This is a genomic window from Nonomuraea rosea, assembly GCF_039539705.1.
Lineage (GTDB): Bacteria > Actinomycetota > Actinomycetes > Streptosporangiales > Streptosporangiaceae > Nonomuraea > Nonomuraea rosea.
On the sequence record NZ_BAABDQ010000011.1, the window covers coordinates 123,123 to 144,729 of the forward strand.

At 70.9% G+C, this 21,607-nt stretch carries 18 protein-coding genes; 5 read left to right on the plus strand and 13 right to left on the minus strand.

Annotation, left to right across the window (positions count from 1 at the left end):
* Window positions 1-67: 67 nt before the first annotated feature.
* Window positions 68-976: a 2-hydroxyacid dehydrogenase gene (locus tag ABEA43_RS25680; RefSeq protein WP_345565577.1), complete on the minus strand. Its 909-nt coding sequence runs from the start codon at window positions 974-976 to the stop codon at window positions 68-70.
* Between the two features lie 38 nt (window positions 977-1,014).
* Between ABEA43_RS25680 and ABEA43_RS25685 the strand changes: the two genes are divergently transcribed.
* A complete protein-coding gene (locus ABEA43_RS25685; RefSeq protein ID WP_345565578.1) occupies window positions 1,015-2,070 on the plus strand; it encodes a PQQ-dependent sugar dehydrogenase in 1,056 nt (351 codons plus the stop codon).
* Between the two features lie 45 nt (window positions 2,071-2,115).
* Here the strand turns inward: ABEA43_RS25685 and ABEA43_RS25690 are convergent, their stop codons facing one another.
* From ABEA43_RS25690 to ABEA43_RS25700, 3 genes are all read right to left on the minus strand, one after another.
* Window positions 2,116-3,882: a VanW family protein gene (locus ABEA43_RS25690; protein WP_345565579.1), complete on the minus strand. Its 1,767-nt coding sequence runs from the start codon at window positions 3,880-3,882 to the stop codon at window positions 2,116-2,118.
* Window positions 3,883-4,208: 326 nt separating this feature from the next.
* Window positions 4,209-4,865, minus strand: coding sequence for a response regulator (locus ABEA43_RS25695; protein ID WP_345565581.1), 657 nt, complete (start codon window positions 4,863-4,865; stop codon window positions 4,209-4,211).
* Entirely contained in the window at window positions 4,862-6,427 is a 1,566-nt protein-coding gene (locus ABEA43_RS25700) for an ATP-binding protein (protein WP_345565583.1), read from the minus strand. The genes ABEA43_RS25695 and ABEA43_RS25700 overlap by 4 nt, the downstream gene beginning before the upstream one ends.
* A 145-nt stretch (window positions 6,428-6,572) precedes the next feature.
* Between ABEA43_RS25700 and ABEA43_RS25705 the strand changes: the two genes are divergently transcribed.
* Genes ABEA43_RS25705 through ABEA43_RS25715 form a run of 3 tightly spaced genes read left to right on the plus strand, consistent with a single transcriptional unit; the run spans window position 6,573 to window position 9,550 of the window.
* A complete protein-coding gene (locus ABEA43_RS25705; RefSeq protein ID WP_345565585.1) occupies window positions 6,573-7,541 on the plus strand; it encodes a tripartite tricarboxylate transporter substrate binding protein in 969 nt (322 codons plus the stop codon).
* Window positions 7,541-8,026: a tripartite tricarboxylate transporter TctB family protein gene (locus tag ABEA43_RS25710; RefSeq protein ID WP_345565587.1), complete on the plus strand. Its 486-nt coding sequence runs from the start codon at window positions 7,541-7,543 to the stop codon at window positions 8,024-8,026. Before ABEA43_RS25705 ends, ABEA43_RS25710 begins: the two co-directional genes overlap by 1 nt.
* Window positions 8,027-9,550: a tripartite tricarboxylate transporter permease gene (locus tag ABEA43_RS25715; protein ID WP_345565589.1), complete on the plus strand. Its 1,524-nt coding sequence runs from the start codon at window positions 8,027-8,029 to the stop codon at window positions 9,548-9,550.
* Window positions 9,551-9,632: 82 nt separating this feature from the next.
* Here the strand turns inward: ABEA43_RS25715 and gatB are convergent, their stop codons facing one another.
* The 8 genes from gatB to ABEA43_RS25755 form a co-directional block, all read right to left on the minus strand.
* Window positions 9,633-11,138: an Asp-tRNA(Asn)/Glu-tRNA(Gln) amidotransferase subunit GatB gene (gene gatB / locus ABEA43_RS25720; RefSeq protein ID WP_345565591.1), complete on the minus strand. Its 1,506-nt coding sequence runs from the start codon at window positions 11,136-11,138 to the stop codon at window positions 9,633-9,635.
* Between the two features lie 165 nt (window positions 11,139-11,303).
* Window positions 11,304-12,794, minus strand: a complete 1,491-nt coding sequence (gatA, locus tag ABEA43_RS25725) for an Asp-tRNA(Asn)/Glu-tRNA(Gln) amidotransferase subunit GatA (protein WP_345565593.1) — start codon at window positions 12,792-12,794, stop codon at window positions 11,304-11,306.
* Window positions 12,791-13,090, minus strand: coding sequence for an Asp-tRNA(Asn)/Glu-tRNA(Gln) amidotransferase subunit GatC (gatC, locus tag ABEA43_RS25730; protein WP_138691634.1), 300 nt, complete (start codon window positions 13,088-13,090; stop codon window positions 12,791-12,793). The genes gatA and gatC overlap by 4 nt, the downstream gene beginning before the upstream one ends.
* 133 nt (window positions 13,091-13,223) lie before the next feature.
* Entirely contained in the window at window positions 13,224-13,487 is a 264-nt protein-coding gene (locus ABEA43_RS25735; RefSeq protein ID WP_345565595.1) for a hypothetical protein, read from the minus strand.
* Between the two features lie 68 nt (window positions 13,488-13,555).
* Window positions 13,556-15,628, minus strand: a complete 2,073-nt coding sequence (locus ABEA43_RS25740) for a putative bifunctional diguanylate cyclase/phosphodiesterase (RefSeq protein WP_345565597.1) — start codon at window positions 15,626-15,628, stop codon at window positions 13,556-13,558.
* A gap of 382 nt (window positions 15,629-16,010) precedes the next feature.
* Window positions 16,011-18,209 carry an NAD-dependent DNA ligase LigA gene (ligA, locus tag ABEA43_RS25745; RefSeq protein ID WP_345565598.1) on the minus strand — a complete coding sequence of 733 codons (2,199 nt, stop codon included), beginning with the start codon at window positions 18,207-18,209 and terminating at the stop codon, window positions 16,011-16,013.
* A 138-nt stretch (window positions 18,210-18,347) separates the two neighbouring features.
* Window positions 18,348-18,779 (minus strand): hypothetical protein, encoded by a 432-nt coding sequence (locus ABEA43_RS25750; protein ID WP_345565600.1) that lies wholly within the window; start codon window positions 18,777-18,779, stop codon window positions 18,348-18,350.
* Between the two features lie 13 nt (window positions 18,780-18,792).
* Window positions 18,793-19,785: a methionine synthase gene (locus tag ABEA43_RS25755; RefSeq protein WP_345565602.1), complete on the minus strand. Its 993-nt coding sequence runs from the start codon at window positions 19,783-19,785 to the stop codon at window positions 18,793-18,795.
* 24 nt (window positions 19,786-19,809) lie between these two features.
* Between ABEA43_RS25755 and ABEA43_RS25760 the strand changes: the two genes are divergently transcribed.
* On the plus strand, window positions 19,810-20,442 hold the full coding sequence (locus ABEA43_RS25760) for an MBL fold metallo-hydrolase (RefSeq protein ID WP_345565603.1): 633 nt from the start codon (window positions 19,810-19,812) through the stop codon (window positions 20,440-20,442).
* A gap of 71 nt (window positions 20,443-20,513) precedes the next feature.
* Here ABEA43_RS25760 and mnmA read toward each other — a convergent pair whose 3' ends face one another.
* Entirely contained in the window at window positions 20,514-21,572 is a 1,059-nt protein-coding gene (mnmA, locus tag ABEA43_RS25765; RefSeq protein WP_345565605.1) for a tRNA 2-thiouridine(34) synthase MnmA, read from the minus strand.
* Window positions 21,573-21,607: the final 35 nt, after the last annotated feature.

Genomic DNA, 21,607 nt, shown 5'->3' on the forward strand with positions numbered 1-21,607 from the left:
CAGGAACTCCCTGCAAACGTAACCGTACGCACCGAAGGTCACGGACCAGCCACGCTTCGGGATCCTCTCAATATGACTCGGTTATGACGTTGATCAGGGGCTCGCCGGCGAGGTAACGCTCAAGCTGGGCGCGCAGCAGGCGCAGCATGCGCCGCCCTGAGGCGGGGGTGCTGCCCGCGACGTGCGGGGTGATCAGTACGCCCGGCGCGCTCCAGAGGGGGTGGCCCTCGGGCAGCGGCTCGGGCGCGGTCACATCCAGCGCGGCGCGTAGCCTACCGGTTTCCAGCTCCGCGAGCAGTGCGCCGGTGTCGACGACCCCGCCCCTGGCGGCGTTGACGAGCACGGCGCCGTCCTTCATCCGCGCCAGGAACTCCGCGTCGACCATCTCGGCGGTGTCGGGTGTCGAGGGCACGAGCAGCACCACGACGTCCGCCTCGGCCAGCAGCACGGGCAGCTCGTCCATGCCGTGCACGCCCTCACGGGCACTCCTGGCCACGCGGACGACCTCCACCTCGAAGCCGTCGAGCCGCCTTTCGAGCGCGGCCCCGATCGAGCCGTAGCCGACGATCAGCACGGTCGAGTCGGCCAGCACACCGGTGTGGTGGTAGGTCCACTCGCCCCTGCGCTGCGCGTCCACGAACCCGGGGAACTCCCTCAGCACCGCCACCATCGCGCCGACCGCCCACTCGGCGGTCCCCGCGTCGTGCACCCCGCGCGCGTTGCACAACAGGGCGCCCTCGGGCATGTGCGGCCGGTACGCCTCCACCCCGGCGGTGACCGTCTGCACCAGCCGCAACGAGCTCATCTTGGCCAGCGTCCCCGGCACGTCGGGCACGGTGACCAGCGGCGGCATCCACACCTCCACCTCACCCACGCCTTCCGGCATCGGGGACGTGCCGTCATAGACAGCGCATTCAACCCCAGGAAGGTCGGACAGAACATCAGCCACCGAATCGGACGGAACCCAGGTCTTCATGCCGAGAACCCTACGACTGCGGGGGAAGTATGGAACACATGAGGAAGCTTTGCACGATCATGCTGCTGGCCGCCGTCACCGCCTGCTCCAGCGCGGGACAGGTGCTGCCGTCGGCCGCCGTGACGGCCGGCGCGGCGCCGGGCGACCCGCGGGACGTGGCGACCGGACTGGCCGTGCCCTGGGCGATCGCCTTCCTGCCCGGCGGCACGGACTCCGACGCCCTCGTCACCGAGCGGGACTCGGCCAGGCTGCTGCGGGTGACCCGGGCGGGCAAGGTGACGGAGCTCAGCACGATCGACGGCGTACGCCCGGACGGGGAGGGCGGCCTGATGGGGGTGGCGGTCAAGGGCGAGCAAATATTCCTTTACTACACCGCGGAACAGGACAACCGGATCGTCCGCTATCGGCTCTCCGGCGACACCCTCTCCGACGAACGGCTGCTCGTCCAGGGCATCCCCAAGGGCGGCATCCACAACGGCGGCAGGCTCGCGTTCGGCCCCGACGGCTACCTGTACGCCTCCACCGGCGAGACCGGCGACCGCGAGCTCGCCCAGCAGCGCGACTCGCTCGGCGGCAAGATCCTGCGCATGACCGTGGACGGCGCGCCCGCACCCGGCAACCCGTTCGGCACGCTCGTCTACAGCTACGGCCATCGCAACGTCCAGGGCCTGGCCTGGGACGGCTCGGGCCGCCTGTACGCCTCCGAGTTCGGCGCGAACACCTACGACGAGCTCAACCTCGTCAAGGCGGGCGCCAACTACGGCTGGCCGGAGGTCGAGGGGCGGGGGGACGACTCGCGGTTCGTCAACCCGATCGCGACGTGGTCCACCGACGAGGCCTCGCCGTCCGGCCTGGCGTTCGCGAACGGCTCGCTGTGGATGGGCGCGCTGCGCGGGGCCCGGCTGTGGCAGATCCCGCTCGGCGCGGACGGCTCGGCGGGCAAGCCGGTCGCGCACTTCGCCGACCGGTACGGCCGCCTGCGGGCGGTCACCGCGACGCCTGACGGCGGGCTGTGGGTGGGCACCAGCAACAAGGACGGCAGGGGGTCGCCGCGCGACGGCGACGACCGCATCATGTCCGTGACCGCGAAGTGACGCTCAGCGCAGCCCCTCAGCCCGCGACCGGCGCGGCGCCCGCGTTCAGCGGGTCGCCGTGCAGGTCGTCTGGGTCTGCGGCCGGTACTTGGTGGTCAGCTTCTTGTCCTTCTTGACCACCTTGCCGCCCTGGTGGAACACCCGGGTGACGTCGATGGTGAAGCCCTGCTCGCCGGTCGTCGGCAGGCAGCCGGGCGCGGAGCTGGTCTCACGCCGGAACGGGGTGAAGCTGCGCCGCTCGGACTCGACCGCCTCGACCTTGTCGTACCGCTTGGTGCTCCACAGCGTCACCGTGACCGAGGTGTCGGTGAAGGCGGTCTTGATCAGCACGCCCTGCTCGGCGTCGTTGCGCCACTTCAGGTCCAGGTCCGGATAGAGCAGCGCGACGTCGCGCCCGGCCGGGTAGCGCGGGGCGTAGTAGTCCATCGGCTGGTGCTCCACGTCGTCGAACCCGCCGAAGAACGCCGCGTTGTACATGGTCGTGGCGAACTGGGAGGTGCCGCCGCCCACGATGTTCACCATCCGGCCGCCGACGATCTGCCCGGCCTCGACGTAGCCGTCCTCGATCGTGCGCTCGCCGACGATCTCGTTGAGCGAGAACGTCTGCCCCGGCTTGACCAGATGGCCGTCGAGCTCCTGGGCCATGCGCTGGATGTTCTTCACGCGCGGCTGGCAGCAGTCGTACGTCGTGGAGAACGTGGCCACGACCTCCTTGATGCCGAGCCCGCGGACCTCCGCGGTGGTGACGGTGGGAGCGACCGCGCCCAGCCGGACCGGGACCGTGCGGGCGCCGCCGTCGGCGAACACCTTCTCCGCGTCCCTGGCCAGCAGCTTGTCGTTCACGCCCCGGCCCGTGCGCGCGGGCACCAGCACCGGCTTGCCGTCCACGATCTCGTACGTGGCGTCGCGCGGCTGCTGTGCGGCGTCGACCAGGCTGCTCTCCACGACGGCGAGCACGGCCTTGGCGTTGAACTCGGGGGCCAGGGTGCCGTCGCCGTCGGAGTTGTAGGTCAGGTTCGCGGCGATGAGCGCCGGGGAGACCTGCGCCTGCTTGCCGCCGATGGTCAGGGTGATGGGCCCGGAGACGGCCTGCTTGGCCTTGGCCAGTGCCGTCTGCACGGTCTCGCTGGAGGTGACCGGCTTGGCCGGCCTGAGCGTGAGCACCACGTTGCCGCCGCCCTGGAGGAAGGCGTCGCTGATCCGCTGCACGGCGTCGTCCCGGTCGAGCAGCACGCCGTCCTGGGGCTCGCGGGGCTTCGGCACCAGCCCGGCGAAGGTCACCCGGCCCTCGTACGCCGGCTTGTCCGCGGCCTCGGCCAGGCCCTCGACGGTCCTGGTGAGCTGGGCGGAGTCGATGCTGACCTTGGGCTCCAGCTCGGTGGTGCCGGTCAGGCCTTGCCACACCTCCTGCGGGCTGGGGAACCCGCTCGGGGCCTGCCCGATCGTGCCGACCACGTCCAGCTCCAGCCCGGCCTCGTCGGGCTGGATGGTGTCCTTCTTGCCGCCGATGTCGGCCACGACCGGCTTGCTCAGCCGGGCGCCCAGGTCGTTGCGCAGCTTGTCGGCCGCCTGCGTCACGGTCAGTCCGCCGATGTCGACGCCGGCGACGTGCGTGCCGCGTAACACCGAGCCTGACATGAGCACGGCGGGGACGACGTACGCGAGGGCGGCCAGGATGATGACGAGCGCGATCAGGCCGGGCACGATGCGGCGGCGCCTGGGCGGGTCGGCATCGAAGGCGGGCGGGCGCTCCGCCCCTCCCGCTACGCCGAACACCGGCGCCGGCGGGGACGACGGCTCTTTCGCCGTCATCGGCCATGGTTGCGCCGGCGCGGCCGCGGGGGGCAGCGCGCCGCCCGGGGGACCGCCCGTGGCGCTCGGAGCCTGAGCCGGGCGGGAGTCCTGCCTGTCCGGCGGGCCGAAGATGTCCCGGGAGACACCCGGGGGGAGACCTTCGATCCGCGGCTTCCTGGAGACTCCCGACGTGGGCATCGGCACCGAAGCGAACGGGTCGGTCGGTGATTCGATCGGTCCGGCGTTACGCACGCCTCAATCTCCTCCCGGTCCGCAGCCAAGTCTCAGGCAACAGTAAGGCACGGGGATCCGCATATGTCACGGAAACTGACTACGGAAGTGTGTCAACCTAGCCACCGGTAGCGATGTTCCGGCCGGCCGGCCGTGCCGTAACGCGGCCGTAGTTCGGCCTGCCCCGCCGCGCACAGATGTTCGAGATAGCGGCGGGCGCTCACCCGCGACAGGCCGGTGAGCTCGGCCGCCTCGGTCGCCGACAGATCGCGGCCGGCCTCCCGCAGGGCGTCCGCCACCAGCGCGCCCGTGGCCGCCGACAGCCCCTTCGGCATGGGGGCCGCGCTCTTGGGGGTGCCGAAGAGCCGGTCCACGTCGTCCTGACGGGCCTCGGGGCCGATGGCGGTGAGCCGGCGGCGGGTGTCGGCGTACTGCCTGAGCCGTTCTTCGAGTGCGGCGGCGGTGAACGGCTTGATCAGGTAGTTGACCGCGCCGCCGCGCATCGCCTCCCTGACGGTGTGCACGTCGCGGGCGGCGCTGATCATGAGGACGTCCACGTCGCTGAGCGCCTTGAGCACCTCCAGTCCCGACATGTCGGGCAAGTAGATGTCGAGCAGCACGAGCTCGGGCCTCAGCTCGGCCACGGCGGCCAGCGCGTCGGCCCCGTTGTGCGCGACGGAGACCACCCGGAACCCGGGCACCCGCGCCACGTACCCGCTGTGGATCCGCGCCACCATGAAGTCGTCGTCCACGACCAGCACCCGGATCAAGGGAGGGCCTTCGACGGGAGGAGGGCGGTGAAGACGGCGCCGTCGGCGTTGCCGACGCGGACCCAGCCGCCGCGGCGCAGGCAGGCCTGGCGGGTGAGGGCGAGGCCGAGGCCGCGCGGCCCCGAGTGGGCGGCCTTGGTGGTGAAGCCCTCCCTGAAGACCTCCTCCACCAGGTCGGGCGCGATGCCGGGGCCCGAGTCGCCGACCCGGACCCGCAGCCCGCCCGCGTCGGCCTGGACCGACACCTCGATCGTGCCCTCGGCGCCGTCCAGCGCGTCGATGGCGTTCGCGACCAGGTTGCCGACCACCAGGACCGCGTCCTGCGGATCGCCGAGCAGGCCCTCGGGCACGGCGGAGTCCTCCGACAGCACCAGCTTGGCCCCGCGCTCCGCGGCCTCGGCGGACTTGGCGAGCAGGAGGGCGGCGAGGGTGGGGTCATGGACGCGTTCGCGCAGGCCGACCGCGTGGGCGGTACGCGTCGTCCGGGTGATGTAGCCGATCGCCGCGTCGTGCTCGCCGAGCTCCAGCAGCCCGACGACGGTGTGCATGCGGTTCGCGAACTCGTGCGCCTGCGCCCGCAGCGCCTCGGTCGCGCTGCTGGTGTCGTCGAGCTCGCGGGCCAGGCGTACCAGCTCGGTGCGGTCGCGCAGGGTGACCACCCAGCCGCGGTGCCGGCCGCGTACCCAGACGGGGGTGCGGTTGAGCACCAGCACCCGCTCGCCGTGCAGCACGATGCGGTCCTCGCCCGGGTCGGCGCCGCCGAGCACGTCGCGCATGCGGTCGGAGACCGGCATGCTGCCGAGGTCCTCCCCCACCTCGCCGAGCAGCTCGCGGGCGGCGTCGTTGACCAGGGTGACGCGCCCGGCCAGGTCGAGCGCGAGCACGCCTTCCTTGACGCCGTGCAGCACACCCTCGCGCTGCTCCAGCAGCCCCGCGATCTCGCGTGGCTCCAGGCCGAACGTCTGCCTGCGCACCCGCGCGGTGATCAGCGCGGCCAGCGCGAGCCCGGCCAGCAGCACCGCCAGCGCGGTCCAGATCAGCGGCGGAAGCGCCCCGGCGAGCTGGCCCGTGACCGTGGTCTCCAGCACGCCGACCGAGACCAGCCCGATCACGGTGCCGTATTCGTCGCGGATGGGCGTCTTGCCCCTGACCGTCGTGCCGATCGTGCCGGTCTCCGTGCCGACCCAGCTCCTGCCGGTACGCAGGACCGTGGTGCCGTCGGTGGAGAGCCGCTTGCCGATCAGCGAGGTGTTGGGATGGGCGTAGCGCACCTGGTCGGTGTTGGCGATCACGACGTAGTCGGCCCCGGTCTCGTGCTGGACGCTCATCGCCAGCGGCTGCAGCACGGTCTCCGGTCTCTCCAGCTTGAACGCCTCGCGCACCTGCGGCAGCCCGGCCACCGACTGCGCGATCGCCAGGGCCCGCTGCTGGTGCAGCGAGTCGAGCTGATCACGCGTGTGCTCGGCCCACACGCCGGCCGTGCCCCCGACGGCCAGCAGCACGATCACCATCTGGAGCACGAAGAGCTGCGTCCCGAGTGACGCGTCACGTACTCGTCTCACGGCTCACATGGAAACAAACCCAGGTCACGTCCTGGTCGCGACCAATACGACCACTATGACGGCAAGCGCGCAAAGACTCGACGTAAGCGGGCACGTACTTCACCATCGCAGTTTTATAACCGTGAAATCCCCCCTTGGAGTGATCATGCGCTTGCGCGTATTCGCCGCTCTCGCGGCACTCTCCCTCGGCGCGCTGGCCGGCTGCGGCGAGACCGGCGGCACCACCGCGTCCGGCTCGCTGCGGATCATGGCTCCGGCCGCCCCCGGCGGCGGCTGGGACCAGACCTCGCGTACGGCGGAGCAGGCGTTCAAGGCCGCCGACCCCAAGCGCAAGGTCGAGGTGTACAACGTGCCGGGCGCCGGCGGCACGATCGGCCTGGCGCAGCTCGCGGGCGAGAAGGGCAACGGCAACCTGCTGATGACCATGGGCCTGGTCATGGTGGGCGCCATCGAGCAGAACAAGTCGAAGGTCACGCTGTCCGAGACCACGCCCATCGCCAAGCTGACCGAGGAGTACGAGCTTCTCGTCGTCCCGGCCGCGTCCCCGTACAAGACGCTGGCCGACCTGGTGACGGCCTGGAAGGCCGACCCGAAGAAGATCTCCATCTCCGGCGGCTCCGCGGGCGGCACCGACCACATCGTGGCCGGGCTGATGGCCAAGGCCGCGGGCGTGGACCCCAAGCAGGTCAACTACATCGCCCACTCGGGCGGCGGCGAGGCACTGAACGAGCTGCTCGGCAACAAGGTCAGCGCGGGCATCTCGGGCGTGGCCGAGTTCGCCGAGCACGTGAAGTCGGGCAAGCTGCGCGCCCTGGGCGTCACGTCCGGCCAGCGGATCACCGGCCTGGACGCGCCCACCCTGAAGGAGGGCGGCCTGGACGTGGAGCTGGCCAACTGGCGCGGCTTCGTCGCCCCCGGCGGGCTGTCCGACGCCGACAAGAAGTCACTCACCGACCTGGTCACCAAGATGCACGACGCGCAGCCGTGGAAGGACGCGGTGGCCAAGAACGGCTGGATCGACTCGTTCCAGACCGGTCAGCAGTTCACCGACTTCCTGAGCGCCGAGCAGACGCGGGTCAAGGCCATCATCGCCGAGATGGGGCTCGTGTCCTGATGGCCCGCTGGTGGCGGCCCGAGCTCGGGCTGGCGGTCGTGGTGCTGGGGCTGGGCGTGTTCGTCGTGATCGGGACGCTGGACGTCTCCGCGGCGGGCTCCCAGCTCGGCATCGGGCCGCGCTTCTTCCCCATGCTGGTGGGCGGCGCCATGGTGCTCATCGGCCTGTTCTACGTGATCGACGTGCTGCGCGGCGGGCGCGGCGACCCGGAGGAGAGCGAGGACGTGGACGTGGACGCGCCCGCGGACTGGCGTAGCGTCGGGCTGGTCAGCGGGATCTTCCTGGCGTTCGCCACGCTCCTGAACGTGCTGGGCTGGATCATCGGCGCCAGCCTGCTGTTCTTCGGCCTGTCGGTGGTGCTCGGCGCCGAGCACAAGCTGCGCGCGGCCGGGATCTCGGTGGCCGTCGGGCTCGCCACGTACCTGCTGTTCGTCAAAGGGCTCGGCGTGGCGCTGCCCGGCGGGCCGCTGGCGGGAGTGATCTAGGTGGAGTCGTTCCAGCTCCTGCTCGACGGGTTCGCCGCCGCGCTCACCCCGGTCAACCTCCTGTACGCGCTCGTCGGCGTCACGCTCGGCACCCTCGTCGGCGTGCTGCCCGGCATCGGGCCCGCGATGACCGTGGCGCTGCTGCTGCCGATCACGTTCACGGTGCCGCCGGCCAGCGCGTTCATCATGTTCGCCGGCATCTATTACGGCGGCATGTACGGCGGCTCCACCACTTCCATCCTGCTCAACACGCCCGGCGAGTCGTCCTCGATGATCACCGCGCTGGAGGGCAACAAGATGGCCAGGCGCGGCCGGGCCGCCCAGGCGCTGGCCACGGCGGCCATCGGCTCCTTCGTGGCGGGCACCCTGGCCACCGCGCTGCTGGTCGTGGCCGCGCCGGCCGTCGTGAGCTTCGCGATCGCGTTCGGTCCCGAGGACTACTTCGCGCTGGCGATCCTGGCCTTCACGGCCGTGTCCTCGGTCATGTCCCGTTCGATCGTGCGCGGCCTGGCCTCCCTGGGGCTCGGCCTGGTGATCGGGCTCGTCGGCATCGACCAGCAGACCGGGCAGGCCCGGCTCACGCTGGGCATCCCGCAGTTGCTCGACGGCATCGACGTGGTGATCGTCGCGGTCGGCCTCTTCGCGCTCGGCGAGGCCCTGTACGTGGCCTCCCGGCTGCGTCACGTGCCGCCCGAGGTGGTGCCCGTCGGGCGGGCGTGGATGGGCCGCGCGGACTGGGGGCGCTCGTGGCGGCCCTGGCTGCGCGGCACCGCGCTCGGCTTCCCGTTCGGCGCGCTGCCCGGGGGCGGGGCGGAGATCCCCACCTTCCTGTCGTACGCGGCCGAGAAGCGGCTGGCCCGCGGCGTGGCCCGCGAGGAGTACGGCAAGGGCGCCATCGAGGGCGTCGCCGGTCCCGAGGCGGCCAACAACGCCTCCGCGGCCGGCACCCTGGTCCCGCTGCTCACGCTGGGCCTGCCCACGTCGGCGACGGCCGCGATCCTGCTGGCCGCCTTCCAGCAGTACGGCCTCCAGCCCGGCCCGCAGCTCTTCGACCACAACCCGGCGCTGGTGTGGGGCATGATCGCGTCCCTGTTCATCGGCAACACGATGCTGCTGGTCCTGAACCTGCCCCTGGCGCCCCTGTGGGCCCGCGTGCTGCGGATCCCGAGGCCGTACCTCTATGCCGGGATCGTGCTGTTCGCCGCCCTCGGCGTCTACGCGCTGAACGGCACCGTGGTGGACCTCTTCGTCCTGTACGTCCTCGGCCTGCTCGGCTACGCCATGCGCCGCTTCGGCCTGCCGGTCGCCCCTGCGGTGATCGGCATGATCCTGGGGCCGATGGCGGAGATCCAGCTCCGGCGGGCGCTGGCCATCGGGGCCGGCGACGTGACCGTGCTGGTGCGCAGCCCGATCGCGGCGGTGCTCCTCGGGCTGGCCTGCCTCGCCCTGCTCACGCCGGTGTTCAGGCGGCTCTCGGCACGGCGGAACGTCGATGGGGTCACGCCTTCGTCACGCACCGACTAGCCGGAGCCCTTGCGGGGAATCCCGTGGGGGTGGTTCTTGGGGGTGGCCCCGCCGATGTGTCCGGATCGGCGGGGCCACTCTGCTATTCGCTGACGCCCAGCTTCTCCAGGATGAGCTGACGGGCACGGCCCGCGTCGGCCTTGCCCTTGCTCGCCCGCATCACACCGCCCACCAGCGCGCCCGCCGCCGCGATCTTGCCGGAGCGCACCTTCTCGGCCGCGTCGGCGTTGTCGGCCAGCACCTGGTCGATGATCGCCGACAGCTCGCCCTCGTCGTTGACGATCTGCAGCCCGCGCCGCTCGACCACCTCGTCGGGCGTGCCCTCGCCGGCCAGGACGCCTTCGAGCACCTCACGAGCCAGCTTGTCGTTGAGCGCGCCGGAGGCCACCAGCTCGGTCACCCTGGCGATCTGCGCGGGCGTGATGGGCAGGTCGGCCAGCGGGGTGCCGGTCTCGTTGGAGCGCCGCGCCAGCTCGCCCATCCACCACTTGCGCGCGTCGGCCGCCGGGGCGCCCGCCGCGACCGTGGCCTCGACCAGGTCGAACGCGTCGGCGTTGTGCATGGCCTGCATGTCGAGGTCGGACACGCCCCACTCGGCCTGCAGCCGCTGGCGCTTGACCGACGGCAGCTCGGGCAGCCCGGCCTTCAGCTCGGCCACCCACGCCGTGTCGGGCGCGATCGGCACCAGGTCGGGCTCGGGGAAGTAGCGGTAGTCCTGCGCCTCTTCCTTGGACCTGCCGGACGTGGTGGTGCCGGTGTCCTCGTGGAAGTGCCTGGTCTCCTGGAAGATCTTCCCGCCGGCGGCCAGGATCGCCGCCTGCCGCTCGATCTCGCTCCGCACGGAGCGCTCGACGCTGCGCAGCGAGTTGACGTTCTTGGTCTCCGTACGGGTGCCCCACTCGGACGCACCGCGCGGCATGAGCGAGACGTTGACGTCGCAGCGCAGCGAGCCCTCCTCCATGCGCACGTCGGAGACGCCCAGCGAGCGCATGATCTCGCGCAGCTCCGTCACGTACGCCTTGGCCACCTCGGGCGCGAGCCGGTCGGTGCCCGGGATGGGCTTGGTGACGATCTCGACCAGGGGGATGCCGGCGCGGTTGTAGTCGACGATCGAGTAGTCGGCCCCCTGGATGCGCCCGGTCGCGCCGCCCACGTGGGTGGACTTGCCGGTGTCCTCCTCCAGGTGCACCCGCTCGATCTCGATCCGCACGGTCCGCCCGTCGATCTCCACGTCGAGGTAGCCGTCGAAGCAGAGCGGCTCGTCGTACTGGGAGATCTGGTAGTTCTTCGGCATGTCCGGATAGAAGTAGTTTTTCCGGGCCATGCGGCACCACTCGGCGATCGAGCAGTTGAGCGCCAGGCCGATGCGGATCGTCGACTCGATGGCCATCGCGTTGGCCACCGGCAGCGCCCCGGGGAACGCCAGGCAGGTCGGGCAGACCTGAGTGTTGGGCGGAGCGCCGAAGGTCGTCTTGCAGCCGCAGAACATCTTCGACTTGGTGCCCAGCTCGACATGCGTCTCTAGCCCGAGCACCGGCTCGAACCGGTCGAGCGCTTCGTCGTACGGCATGAGCGTACCGGCAGTCATGGTGAGGTCCTTTAGTTCAGATCGTTGCGTTTCAAGCTTTCACCGCGCGGACGAACGCCAGCACGTCGGGAAAGGCAGGCTTCCTGCTCGAACCTGGCCCGGCCAGGGCGAGGAACGGCGGCACGGCGATCCCGGCCGGGGTGCGCATACCGCCGTCCCCCTTCACTAGAGCGCCGGGGCCTTGGTCAGCAGGCCGCCGCCCCAGCGGCTCTCCAGAGCCTTCTCGACGGCGGCGCCGACGCGGTAGCAGCGGTCGTCGGCCAGGACCGGCGCCATGATCTGCAGCCCCACCGGCAGGTCGTCCTCGTCGGCGAGGCCGACGGGGACGGACATGGCCGCGTTGCCCGCCAGGTTGGACGGGATGGTGCACAGGTCCGCGAGGTACATCGCCATCGGGTCGTCGGTCCGCTCGCCGATCGCGAACGCCGTCGTGGGCGTCGTCGGCGACACCAGCACGTCGACCTGCTGGTAAGCGGCCTCGAACTCGCGGGAGATGACCGTGCGCACCTTTTGTGCCTGGCCGTAGTAGGCGTCGTAGTAGCCGCTCGACAGCGCGTACGTGCCGAGCATGATGCGCCGCTTGACCTCGGGACCGAACCCGGCCGCCCGGGTCAGCGCCATGACCTCCTCGGCGCTGTGGGTGCCGTCGTCGCCGACGCGCAGGCCGTAGCGCATGGCGTCGAAGCGGGCCAGGTTGGACGAGGCCTCCGACGGCGCGATCAGGTAGTAGGCGGGCAGCGCGGTCGTGAACGACGGGCAGGACACCTCGACGACCTTGGCCCCGAGCGACTCCAGGAGCTGGACGGCCTCGTGGTAGCGGGCCAGCACGCCCGGCTGGTAGCCGTCGCCGGCGAACTCCTTGACCACGCCGATCCGCAGCCCGGCCACGTCGGCGTTCTTCGCGGCCTCGACGACGGAGGGCACGGGCGCGTCGATCGACGTGGAGTCCATCGGGTCGTGCCCCGAGAACACCTCGTGCAGCAGCGCCGCGTCGAGCACGTTGCGCGCGAACGGCCCAGGCGTGTCGAGCGAGCTCGCGAACGCGATCAGCCCATAACGGGAGGAGCCACCGTAGGTCGGCTTCATCCCCACGATGCCGGTCACGGAGGCCGGCTGGCGGATCGAGCCGCCCGTGTCGGTGCCCGTGGACAGCGGCGCCTCGTACGCGGCCACCGCGGCACTCGAACCGCCCGAGGACCCGCCGGGCACCCGGGTCAGGTCCCACGGGTTGTGCGTCGGATGGAAGGCCGAGTTTTCCGTGGAGGAGCCCATGGCGAACTCGTCGAGGTTCGTCTTGCCGAGGATGACCAGCCCGGCGGCGCGCAGCCGCGCGGTGACGGTCGCGTCGTAGGGCGGCCGCCAGCCTTCGAGGATCTTGGACGCGGCGGTCGTCGGCATGTCGCGCGTGGCGAAGATGTCCTTGTGCGCGATCGGCACCCCGGCCAGCGGGCCGAGCTGCTCGCCCGCCTTGAGCCTGGCGTCGACGGCCCGCGCCTGCTCCAGCGTCGTCTCGCGATCGACGTGGAGGAACGCCTTGATCTTGGGCTCCACCTCCGCCATGCGGTCGAGATGCGCCTCGGCCACCTCGACGGCCGACACCTCGCCGCCGGCGATCATCGAGCCCAGCTCGGCAGCGGTCTTACGGATCAGACTCATGCCTCCTCCCCGAGGATGCGCGGCACCCGGAAGCGGTCGTCCTCGACGGCGGGAGCGCCGGAGAGTGCCTGCTCAGGGGTGAGGGACTGTCGCACCTCGTCGGCACGGAAGACATTGGTCAGCGGAAGCGCGTGCGACGAAGGCGGCACGTCCTCGGCGGCGACCTCGGAGACCTTCGCGACCGCTTCGATGATGGCATCGAGCTGGGTGGCGTAGTGGTCGAGCTCGTCGTCGGTGAGCGCCAGCCTGGACAATCGGGCCAGGTGTGCGACCTCGTCGCGGGTTATGGCGGACATGAGTCGTTGAACCCGTTTCGTGGATGGAGTCTTTGGACACTGCCATCCTAGGGGCCTTGACGTAGCACGCCCGAACGATTAACCAGCCCGCAACACGCGCACCACGACGTTCGAGCCATGTTCCGGCCGGGCGTCACCCGTAGAGCTCCTGCAGTCCCACTGTCCGCACGTCACGCTCCCCGGCCAGCGCGGCGTCGAACCCCACGCCGCTGTAACAGGCCAGCAGGGTGTCCCTGACGTCGTACCCCTTGGCGTCGAGCAGATCCCTGGCCCTTCTGAGCCGGGCCACGTGACCGGGGCCCATGGGCTTGCCCCACTTCACCTCACCCAGCGACAGGATGCGCCTGCGCTCGCCGGGCATGGCGGGTGCGAAGACCACGACAGGCTTCGCGATCACACTGGCTCCTTGAACACAGAGGTCAACTTCTAAGAAGTTAGTTCCTGTGCAGGATCACTTACTCAGTGTCAGGCGGTGCGGCTGACCTCGGGGCGGTAGCCGAACTCGACCTCGGGCGACGCCTCCGAGTGATCCTGGAGCCAGATCGTGGCCTCAGCCGCCGGCATGGGCTCGCCGAACAGCCAGCCCTGCCCCACGTCACAGCCCATCTCCGCCAGGCGCATCGCGACGTCGTCCGACTCGACGCCCTCCGCCACCGAGCGCAGGCCGAGCGAGCGCACCAGGTCCACGATCGAGCGCACGATCCTGGCGTCGTCCTCCGACTCCGCGATCCTGCGGACGAACGAGGCGTCGATCTTCACCTCGGACACCGCCAGCCGCTGGAGCCGGATCAGCGAGGAGTAGCCAGTGCCGAAGTCGTCGAGGGCCAGCGGCACGCCGAGCGTGGCCAGCGCCTTGATCGTCTCCTGGGTGTAGGCCTGGTCGCCGGTCAGGATGCGCTCGGTGACCTCCAGCTGGATGGCCGCCGGCGGCAGGCCGTACTGGGCCAGCCCTAGTTCGAGCTGCTCCGGCAGGGCGGAGTCGAGCAGGTCGCGGGCGGAGATGTTCACCGAGATCTGCACCCGCTGCCCCGTGTGCCACCAGCGGGCGACCTGCTCCAGCGCCGACTCGATCACGTATGCCGTGAGCTGCCGCATCAGGTAGGTCTGCTCGGCCAGCGGCACGAACTCCGACGGCGCGATCGGCCCGTGCACCGGGTGGCGCCAGCGCAGCAGGGCCTCGACCCCCTGCACGGCGCCGCTGCTGAGGCTGACCTTGGGCTGGTAGTGCAGCCGCAGCTCGCGGTTGTCGATGGCGCGGCGCAGGTCGCCGAGGAGGTTGAGGCGTTCGGGCGAGTTACGGTCTTTGTCCGGCTGGTAGAGCTCAACTCCGGTACGCCCCTCCTTGGCCAGGTACATGGCCACGTCGGCGCGCTGGAGCAGCAGCTCGAAGTCGGGGGCGTGGTCAGGGTAGAGCGCGATCCCGACGGAGCCGTCCACGTCGAAGGTCATGCCCTCCAGCCGCACCGGCTCGGTCAGCGCCGCCCGCAACCGGGCCGCGACCTCCCTGGCCGCGTGGGTGTCCCTGATCGAGGGCAGCAGCACGGCGAACTCGTCGCCGCCCAGCCGCGCCACGACGTCCCCCGGGCGTACGGAATGGGTGAGGCGGTGCGCGACCATCTGCAGCAGCCGGTCGCCGACCGGGTGCCCCATCGTGTCGTTGACCTCCTTGAACCGGTCGAGGTCGAGCAGGAACAGGCCGACCCGCTCGTCCTGGCGGGCCTCGGCGAGCGCTTCCTCGGTGCTGACGATGAGCATCTTGCGGTTGGGCAGGCCGGTCAGCTCGTCGTGCAGGGCCTGGTGGTCGCGGCGCATGGAGAGCGTGGCGGTGAAGTAGACGGCCGCCAGGGGAGCGACGAAGAGGGGGACGAGGCCCGGCGAGTGGTTCATGACGACGACGACCAGTGGCGCCAGGCCGAGCAGCCCCGCGTACACGAGGCTCTGGGGACCCGCCGTGACCTTCAGCACGCGCGTGATCGAGCGCCGCTCGTGCAGCGCGACCGCGCCGCTGACCAGGGTGGCCCTAGTGGCGAAGTACGCGACCCCGGCCAGCGTGATCGCCAGCAGGTCGCCGCCGCCCGGCACCCACGGCAGGGCGGGGCTCGGCACGATCCTGAACAACCCCAGCACGACGGCCGCCGCGGTGAGCGCGAGCGTCGACTGGGCGATGTTGAACATGACCCGATGCCACGACTTACGCGTGACCACGCCGTTCATGGCCACGGCGACGGCCTGCATCAGCACCGCCACGGGCAGCCCGAAGTGCAGCAACACGGCGAACGTGAACATGGTGGACGGATAGGTGCCGCCCACGGTGGTCGCGGAGGACACCATCACGGGCCTGAGCTCGCCCAGGATCACCAGCACCGCCAGCATCCAGAACAGCGGTGTGCGGGCGAGCCCCACGAGCCCGGCCGCGTCCAGCCTGAGCATGGCCACCACCAGAGCGGTGAAGCCGATCACGGTTATGCCCGCGAGGAATCCCCACAGCGGCGTGCCGACGCGTGGTCCGGTGTCGCGGGTGTCGGTTGGGTCAGTCATCGGTAACAGAACCCCCATTAGGTCACTATGGGAGGGTACGACCTTCACCCCACTTCGCGAAACCAAGCGCGTACGTTCCGTCACTTCTCCTTTCCGACATATACCCAAAAAACACCCTGGGTAGCAAACCGTTCACGCTGACAGACATACCCACCCCCGGCCCGCCGCTTCGCGGTTCGGCTGTGTCGGGAGTGCCACGTTCTCGGGGGGACCGTCCTCTCGGAGGCCGGCCGCCTCGGGAGTCCGCCCTGTGCTGGGCCCGGCTTCCCGCTCTCTTGGAGATACGCACGGCGCCAGCCCGGCGCTCGAAGGTCGTCGGCGCTCCCCGCGTCCGAAGGGCGGCGGCGAACCGCTGAGCCTCGGAAAGGCCGGCGGCGAAGCTTTAGGCCTCGGGAGCCTCGGGAGTCACCGCCACGTCCGCGGCCGCCTCGGGCCCGTCGTTCAGCAGCACCTCGAACCCGGCCCCATCCAGGATCGGCACCCCAAGGCCCACCGCCTTGTCGTACTTCGACCCCGCGTTCTCCCCCGCCACCAGGAACGACGTCTTCTTGGACACCGAGCCCGACACCTTCCCGCCCCTCGTGGTGAGCGCTTCGGCGGCCGAGTCGCGCGTGTAGCCCTCCAGCGTCCCCGTCACCACGAACGTCAGCCCTTCGAGGGTCTGCGGCCCCTTCTCGGGCGCGGGCTCGTCCTCCATCCGCACCCCGGCGGCCTTCCACCGCTCGATGATCTCCCGGTGCCAGTCGACCGCGAACCACTCCCGGATCGTGGCCGCCACCCGGGACCCGATGCCGGGGACCGCCGCCAGCTCCTCCTCCGAGGCGTTGATGATCGCGTCGATCGAGCGCATCGCGTCGGCCAGGTCGCGGGCGGTGGGCGGCCCGACGTGCCGGATCGACAGGGCGACGAGGATCTGGGCGAGCGGCACCTGCTTGGCGCGTTCGAGCTCCTCGATGAGCTTGAGCGCGTTTTGGCTGGGCTCGCCGTTGATGTTGGAGAAGAACGTGACGACCTTCTGCTCGCCGGTCTTCGGGTCGATCTTGGGCAGGCCGGTGTCCTGGTCGCGGACCACCGACTTGATCGGGACGAGCTGCTCCAGCGTCAGGTCGAACAGGTCGGCCTCCGTGCGCACCACCGGCTGCTGGGGCGGGAGCGGCTGGGTGAGCGCGGTGGCCGCGACGTAGCCGAGGCCGTCGATGTCGAGCGCGCGCCGCCCGGCGGCGAAGTAGATCCGCTCGCGGATCTGGGCCGGGCAGCCCCGCGTGTTGGGGCAGCGCAGGTCGGCGTCGCCCTCCTTCTCGTAGGCCAGTCCGGTGCCGCACTCGGGGCAGTGGGTCGGCATCACGAACTCCCGCTCCGACCCGTCGCGCAACGCCGTCACCGGCCCGACGATCTCGGGGATGACGTCGCCCGCCTTGCGCAGCACCACGGTGTCGCCGATGAGCACGCCCTTCTTCACCACGATGGCGGCGTTGTGCAGCGTGGCCCGCTCGACGGTCGAGCCCGACACCACGACGGGCTCCATCACCGCGTACGGCGTGACGCGCCCGGTGCGGCCGACGCCCACCTCGATGTCGAGCAGCTTGGTGTTGACCTCTTCCGGCGGGTATTTGAACGCCATCGCCCACCGCGGCGCCCGCGACGTGGAGCCCAGCTCGCGCTGCGTGCGGAAGTCGTCGACCTTCACCACGACCCCGTCGATCTCGTACGCGGGATCGTGGCGGTGCACGCGGTAGTGCTCGATGAACTCGTTGATCTCGGTCAGCCCCGGCAGCACCTTGTAGAGGTCGCTGACCGGCAGCCCGAACTCGCGCAGCCGGTCGTAGACCTCGGACTGCGCCCGCGGCTCGGCCGCGCCCTCCCAGATGCCGATGCCGTGCACCAGCATCCGCAGCGGCCGCTGGGCCGTGATCCGGGGATCCTTCTGGCGCAGCGTGCCCGCCGCCGAGTTGCGCGGGTTGGCGAACGGCGGCTTGCCCTGCTCAATCAGCTGCTCGTTGAGCTGTTTGAAGCCCTCGACCGGGATGTAGACCTCGCCGCGCACCTCGACCAGGCTCGGGACGTCGTCGCCCGCGAGCCGGTGGGGGATGCCCTTGATCGTGCGGACGTTGGCCGTCACGTCGTCGCCCGTGCGCCCGTCGCCCCTGGTCGCGCCGCGCTCCAGCTTGCCGTCGCGGTAGACCAGCGCGATCGCCAGCCCGTCGATCTTCAGCTCGCACAGGTAGGGCCCCGGGTCGCCCTCGGCCAGCCGCTCGGCCCGCGCCTGCCAGGCGGCCATGTCGGCGTCACTGAAGGCGTTGTCGAGGCTCTCCATCCTGTTGAGGTGCTGAACCTTGGCGAAGTCCCCGGAAACCGGCGCGCCCACCTTTTGCGTGGGCGAATCGGGCGTCTGGAGCGTCGGATGGGCCTCCTCCAGCGCGAGCAGCTCCTTGAACCACTCGTCGAACTGGGCGTCGCTCACCGTCGGCTGGTCGAGCACGTAATAGCGCCAGCGGGCGTCCTCGACCAGCTCGCTGACCTCGGCGTGCCGCTTCAGCGCCGACACGGGCACGCCACCGACCTCAGTGCTCGGCTCGCTCACGACCAGGTCTCCTTCCGTCCGGCACCCTGAGCAAACGCTACCGCCGAGCGCCGACAGGAGCACGCCGCGACGTACGGCCCGCCGCCCCCTCAGCTCTGGGCGTACGCCCGCCGCCCCCCAGCTCCGGGCGTATCGGGCTCAGCCGCCCTGGCTCCAGACGCCTTCCCACCCCGAGCACTTGCCGGTGACCTTCCCGGCCGTGCCACGGCACACCTTGCCCTCGATCGAGAGCATGTAGCCCGTCTTGAGCGCGAACGACAGCGGCTTCGTCCCCGAACACGAGTGGTACGTCTTGTACCCCTTGCCCCCGCTCGCCTTGACCCAGCGGAACGCCAGCCACGAGCACCCCTTACGCCCCGGGAAGTCGTACAGCTTCCCGCTCACGACGAACCCCGGCCGGTCGAGCACCACCCTGCCCTTGGCCTTGCCCGCCCGGTCGGCGGAGTAGATCGAGCCCCAGCTCCAGATCTCCGGGTTCGCGGCCGCACCCGTAGAGGCTGCGGCGGGGACGGCGAACGAGGCGGAGGCGATCACGAGGACGGCACCGGCGGCCAGCGTACGAAGGATCATGCCGGCAGGCTACTCACTGACCTTGCATCCCGCTTGCCGGATCGTCCTTCAGCACCTGCGCCGCGTTCCTGCAGGCCGCGAGGGCCGCACGCGCGTACTGGGGCGAAGCGCCCGCCAGCCCGCACGCCGGGGTCAGCACCACCTGCCCGGCCAGCCGATCGGGCTCGAACCCCAGCCGCCGCCACAGCTCCACCGCCGGCCTGGCGACCGCCTTCACGTCGGCCAGCCGCGCGTCCCTGCCCGGCACGACGCCCATGAACAACGCCATCCCGGCCTCGAACACCTCCCCCAGCGCGTCATCGTTCCTGCGCCGCAGCAGGGCGGCGTCCACCGAGACGCCCTTGGCCCCGCCCCTGCGGAGCACGTCGAACGGCACGCCGGGCGCGCAGCAGTGCACCACCGGAGCGTCGAACAGCCGCAGCGACTCCTCCACCCGCCACTCCTCCACGGCGGCCAGCCGCCCGAACCCGGAAGCGGTCGGCACGGTCCCGGCCAGCACCCCGGGCAGCCCGGGCTCGTCGAGCTGCACCACGATCTCGCTCACCCCGGGCACCCGCCGCCGCACCTCGGCGCAGTGGTCGGCAAGACCCTGGGCCAGCGAAGCGGTCAGATCGCGGACCGCTCCCGCGTCGGCCAGCATCTTGTCGCCGTATTTGAGCTCGATCGAGCTCGCCAGCGTCCACGGCCCGCACACCTGCAGCTTCAGCGGGCCCGCATAGTCGTGGCCGATCTCCTCCAGACCGTCGATGTCCCTGCGCAGGTGATCGACGGCCCGCCGGTGGTCGCGCCCCGGACGGCCGCTGAGCCGCCAGCCGGAGGGCTGGACCTCGACGGACAGATCGACGAGCAGCGCCGCCGTCCTGCCGATCATGTCGGCTCCGACGCCCCTGGCCGGCAGCTCGGGCAGGTACGGCAGGCGGGGCACCTCGCCGAGTACGACCTTGATGGCCTCGATATGATCCTCGCCCGGATGCGAGCCGACTCCGGTGGCTTCCCACGTTGACATGGGGCCAAGCGTAAGCTCTGCCGAATGGAGCTCACGAAGTACGGCCACGCGTGCGTGCGCGTGGAGAAGAACGGCAAGACCCTCGTCATCGACCCCGGGATGTTCACCCAGGACCCGGTGCTCGACGGCGCCGACGTCGTCCTGATCACCCACCAGCACGGTGACCACGTGGACGTCGACCGGCTGAAGGCCGCCTCGCCCGACCTGGAGATCTGGACCTGCGAGGGCGTCGCCGCCGAGCTGACCGAGGTGCCGGGCAAGGTCCAGGTGGTACGGCACGGCGACGACTTCGAGACGGCCGGGTTCCGGGTGAAGGTGTTCGGGGAGTGGCACGCCAAGAACCACCCCGACGTGCCCATCGTCCAGAACGTCGGGTTCCTGCTCGACGACGAGGTCTTCTACCCGGGCGACGCCCTGACCGTGCCCGACGTCGAGGTGCCGACCCTGCTCGTCCCGACCAACGCCCCGTGGATGAAGCTCCTGGAGATGGTCGACTATCTGCGCACCGTACGCCCGGCCAGGGCCTTCTCCACGCACGACGGCCTGCTCAACGACATCGGCCTGTCGCTGGTGGACAACTACCTGAAGCTGGAGTCCGACAAGCAGGGCGCCGACATGCGCCGCCTGCGGATCGGCGAATCGATCACCCTGAGCTAGTCGGGGGGACGAAGGTCGCCCAGACCTGGAGCCCCAGGCGGCGGAGACGAAGGCCGCCCCGAGCTGGGGCCTCAGGCGGCGGAGACGATGGTGGCCGAGCCGATCACGGTGGAGCCCGCGTAGAGGACCGCCGCCTGGCCCGCCGCCACCCCGGTGGCCGGGCGGTCGAGCTCGACCCGCAGCCCGCCGCCGGCCTCCTCGTACCGGCACCCGAAGACCTCTCCGTGCGCCCTGAGCTGCACGGTCAGGTCGCTCGCGACCTGGGGGCCGTTCCAGACCGGGGTGCCGCAGGTGATCGAGGTGACCTCCAGCGCCGCACGCGGCCCGACGGTGACCGTGTTGGACACCGGCTCGATCGACAGCACGTAGCGCGGCCTGCCGTCGGCGGCCGGCCGGTCCATGTGCAGGCCCTTGCGCTGGCCCACCGTGAACCCGTGCGCGCCCTGGTGGCTGCCGACGACCGCGCCGCTCTGGTCGACGATCGGCCCCTCGGCCGCGCCGAGCCGCCCGGCCAGGAAGCCGCGCGTGTCACCGTCGGCGATGAAGCAGATGTCGTGGCTGTCGGGCTTGTCGGCCACGGTCAGGCCGCGCCTGGCGGCCTCCTCGCGCACCTCCGCCTTGGTCGAGTCGCCCAGCGGGAAGATCGCGTGGCTGAGCTGCTCGCGAGTGAGCACACCCAGCACGTACGACTGATCCTTGCCCTGGTCGACGCTCCTGGACAGCACCCCGTCGGCCAGCTTGGCGTGGTGGCCGGTGGCGACCGCGTCGAAGCCCAGGGCCAGCGCCCGGTCGAGGACCGCCGAGAACTTGATCTTCTCGTTGCAGCGCAGGCACGGGTTGGGGGTGCGGCCGGCGGCGTATTCGGCGACGAAGTCCTCGACCACGTCGCGTTGGAAGCGCTCGGCCATGTCCCAGATGTAGAAGGGGATCCCGATGACGTCGGCGGCGCGCCGCGCGTCACGCGAGTCCTCGATCGTGCAGCAGCCCCTGGCACCTGTGCGGTGGGATTGGGGGTTGGCCGACAAGGCCAAGTGCACACCAGTGACGTCGTGACCGGCCTCGGCGATCCGAGCGGCGGCCACGGCGGAATCGACGCCGCCCGACATGGCGGCAAGCACACGCAGTCCCATGACCTTTCCAGCCTACTGTCCGGCCAGGAGTGCGC

What these genes read in the sequence shown, in the direction of transcription:
- ABEA43_RS25680 (WP_345565577.1), bottom strand. Translation starts at nt 976, where the DNA reads ATGAAGACCTGGGTTCCGTCCGATTCGGTGGCTGATGTTCTGTCCGAC.
- ABEA43_RS25685 (WP_345565578.1), top strand. Translation starts at nt 1,015, where the DNA reads ATGAGGAAGCTTTGCACGATCATGCTGCTGGCCGCCGTCACCGCCTGC.
- ABEA43_RS25690 (WP_345565579.1), bottom strand. Translation starts at nt 3,882, where the DNA reads ATGACGGCGAAAGAGCCGTCGTCCCCGCCGGCGCCGGTGTTCGGCGTA.
- ABEA43_RS25705 (WP_345565585.1), top strand. Translation starts at nt 6,573, where the DNA reads ATGCGCTTGCGCGTATTCGCCGCTCTCGCGGCACTCTCCCTCGGCGCG.
- ABEA43_RS25710 (WP_345565587.1), top strand. Translation starts at nt 7,541, where the DNA reads ATGGCCCGCTGGTGGCGGCCCGAGCTCGGGCTGGCGGTCGTGGTGCTG.
- gatB (WP_345565591.1), bottom strand. Translation starts at nt 11,138, where the DNA reads ATGACTGCCGGTACGCTCATGCCGTACGACGAAGCGCTCGACCGGTTC.
- gatA (WP_345565593.1), bottom strand. Translation starts at nt 12,794, where the DNA reads ATGAGTCTGATCCGTAAGACCGCTGCCGAGCTGGGCTCGATGATCGCC.
- gatC (WP_138691634.1), bottom strand. Translation starts at nt 13,090, where the DNA reads ATGTCCGCCATAACCCGCGACGAGGTCGCACACCTGGCCCGATTGTCC.
- ABEA43_RS25740 (WP_345565597.1), bottom strand. Translation starts at nt 15,628, where the DNA reads ATGACTGACCCAACCGACACCCGCGACACCGGACCACGCGTCGGCACG.
- ABEA43_RS25750 (WP_345565600.1), bottom strand. Translation starts at nt 18,779, where the DNA reads ATGATCCTTCGTACGCTGGCCGCCGGTGCCGTCCTCGTGATCGCCTCC.
- ABEA43_RS25755 (WP_345565602.1), bottom strand. Translation starts at nt 19,785, where the DNA reads ATGTCAACGTGGGAAGCCACCGGAGTCGGCTCGCATCCGGGCGAGGAT.
- ABEA43_RS25760 (WP_345565603.1), top strand. Translation starts at nt 19,810, where the DNA reads ATGGAGCTCACGAAGTACGGCCACGCGTGCGTGCGCGTGGAGAAGAAC.
- mnmA (WP_345565605.1), bottom strand. Translation starts at nt 21,572, where the DNA reads ATGGGACTGCGTGTGCTTGCCGCCATGTCGGGCGGCGTCGATTCCGCC.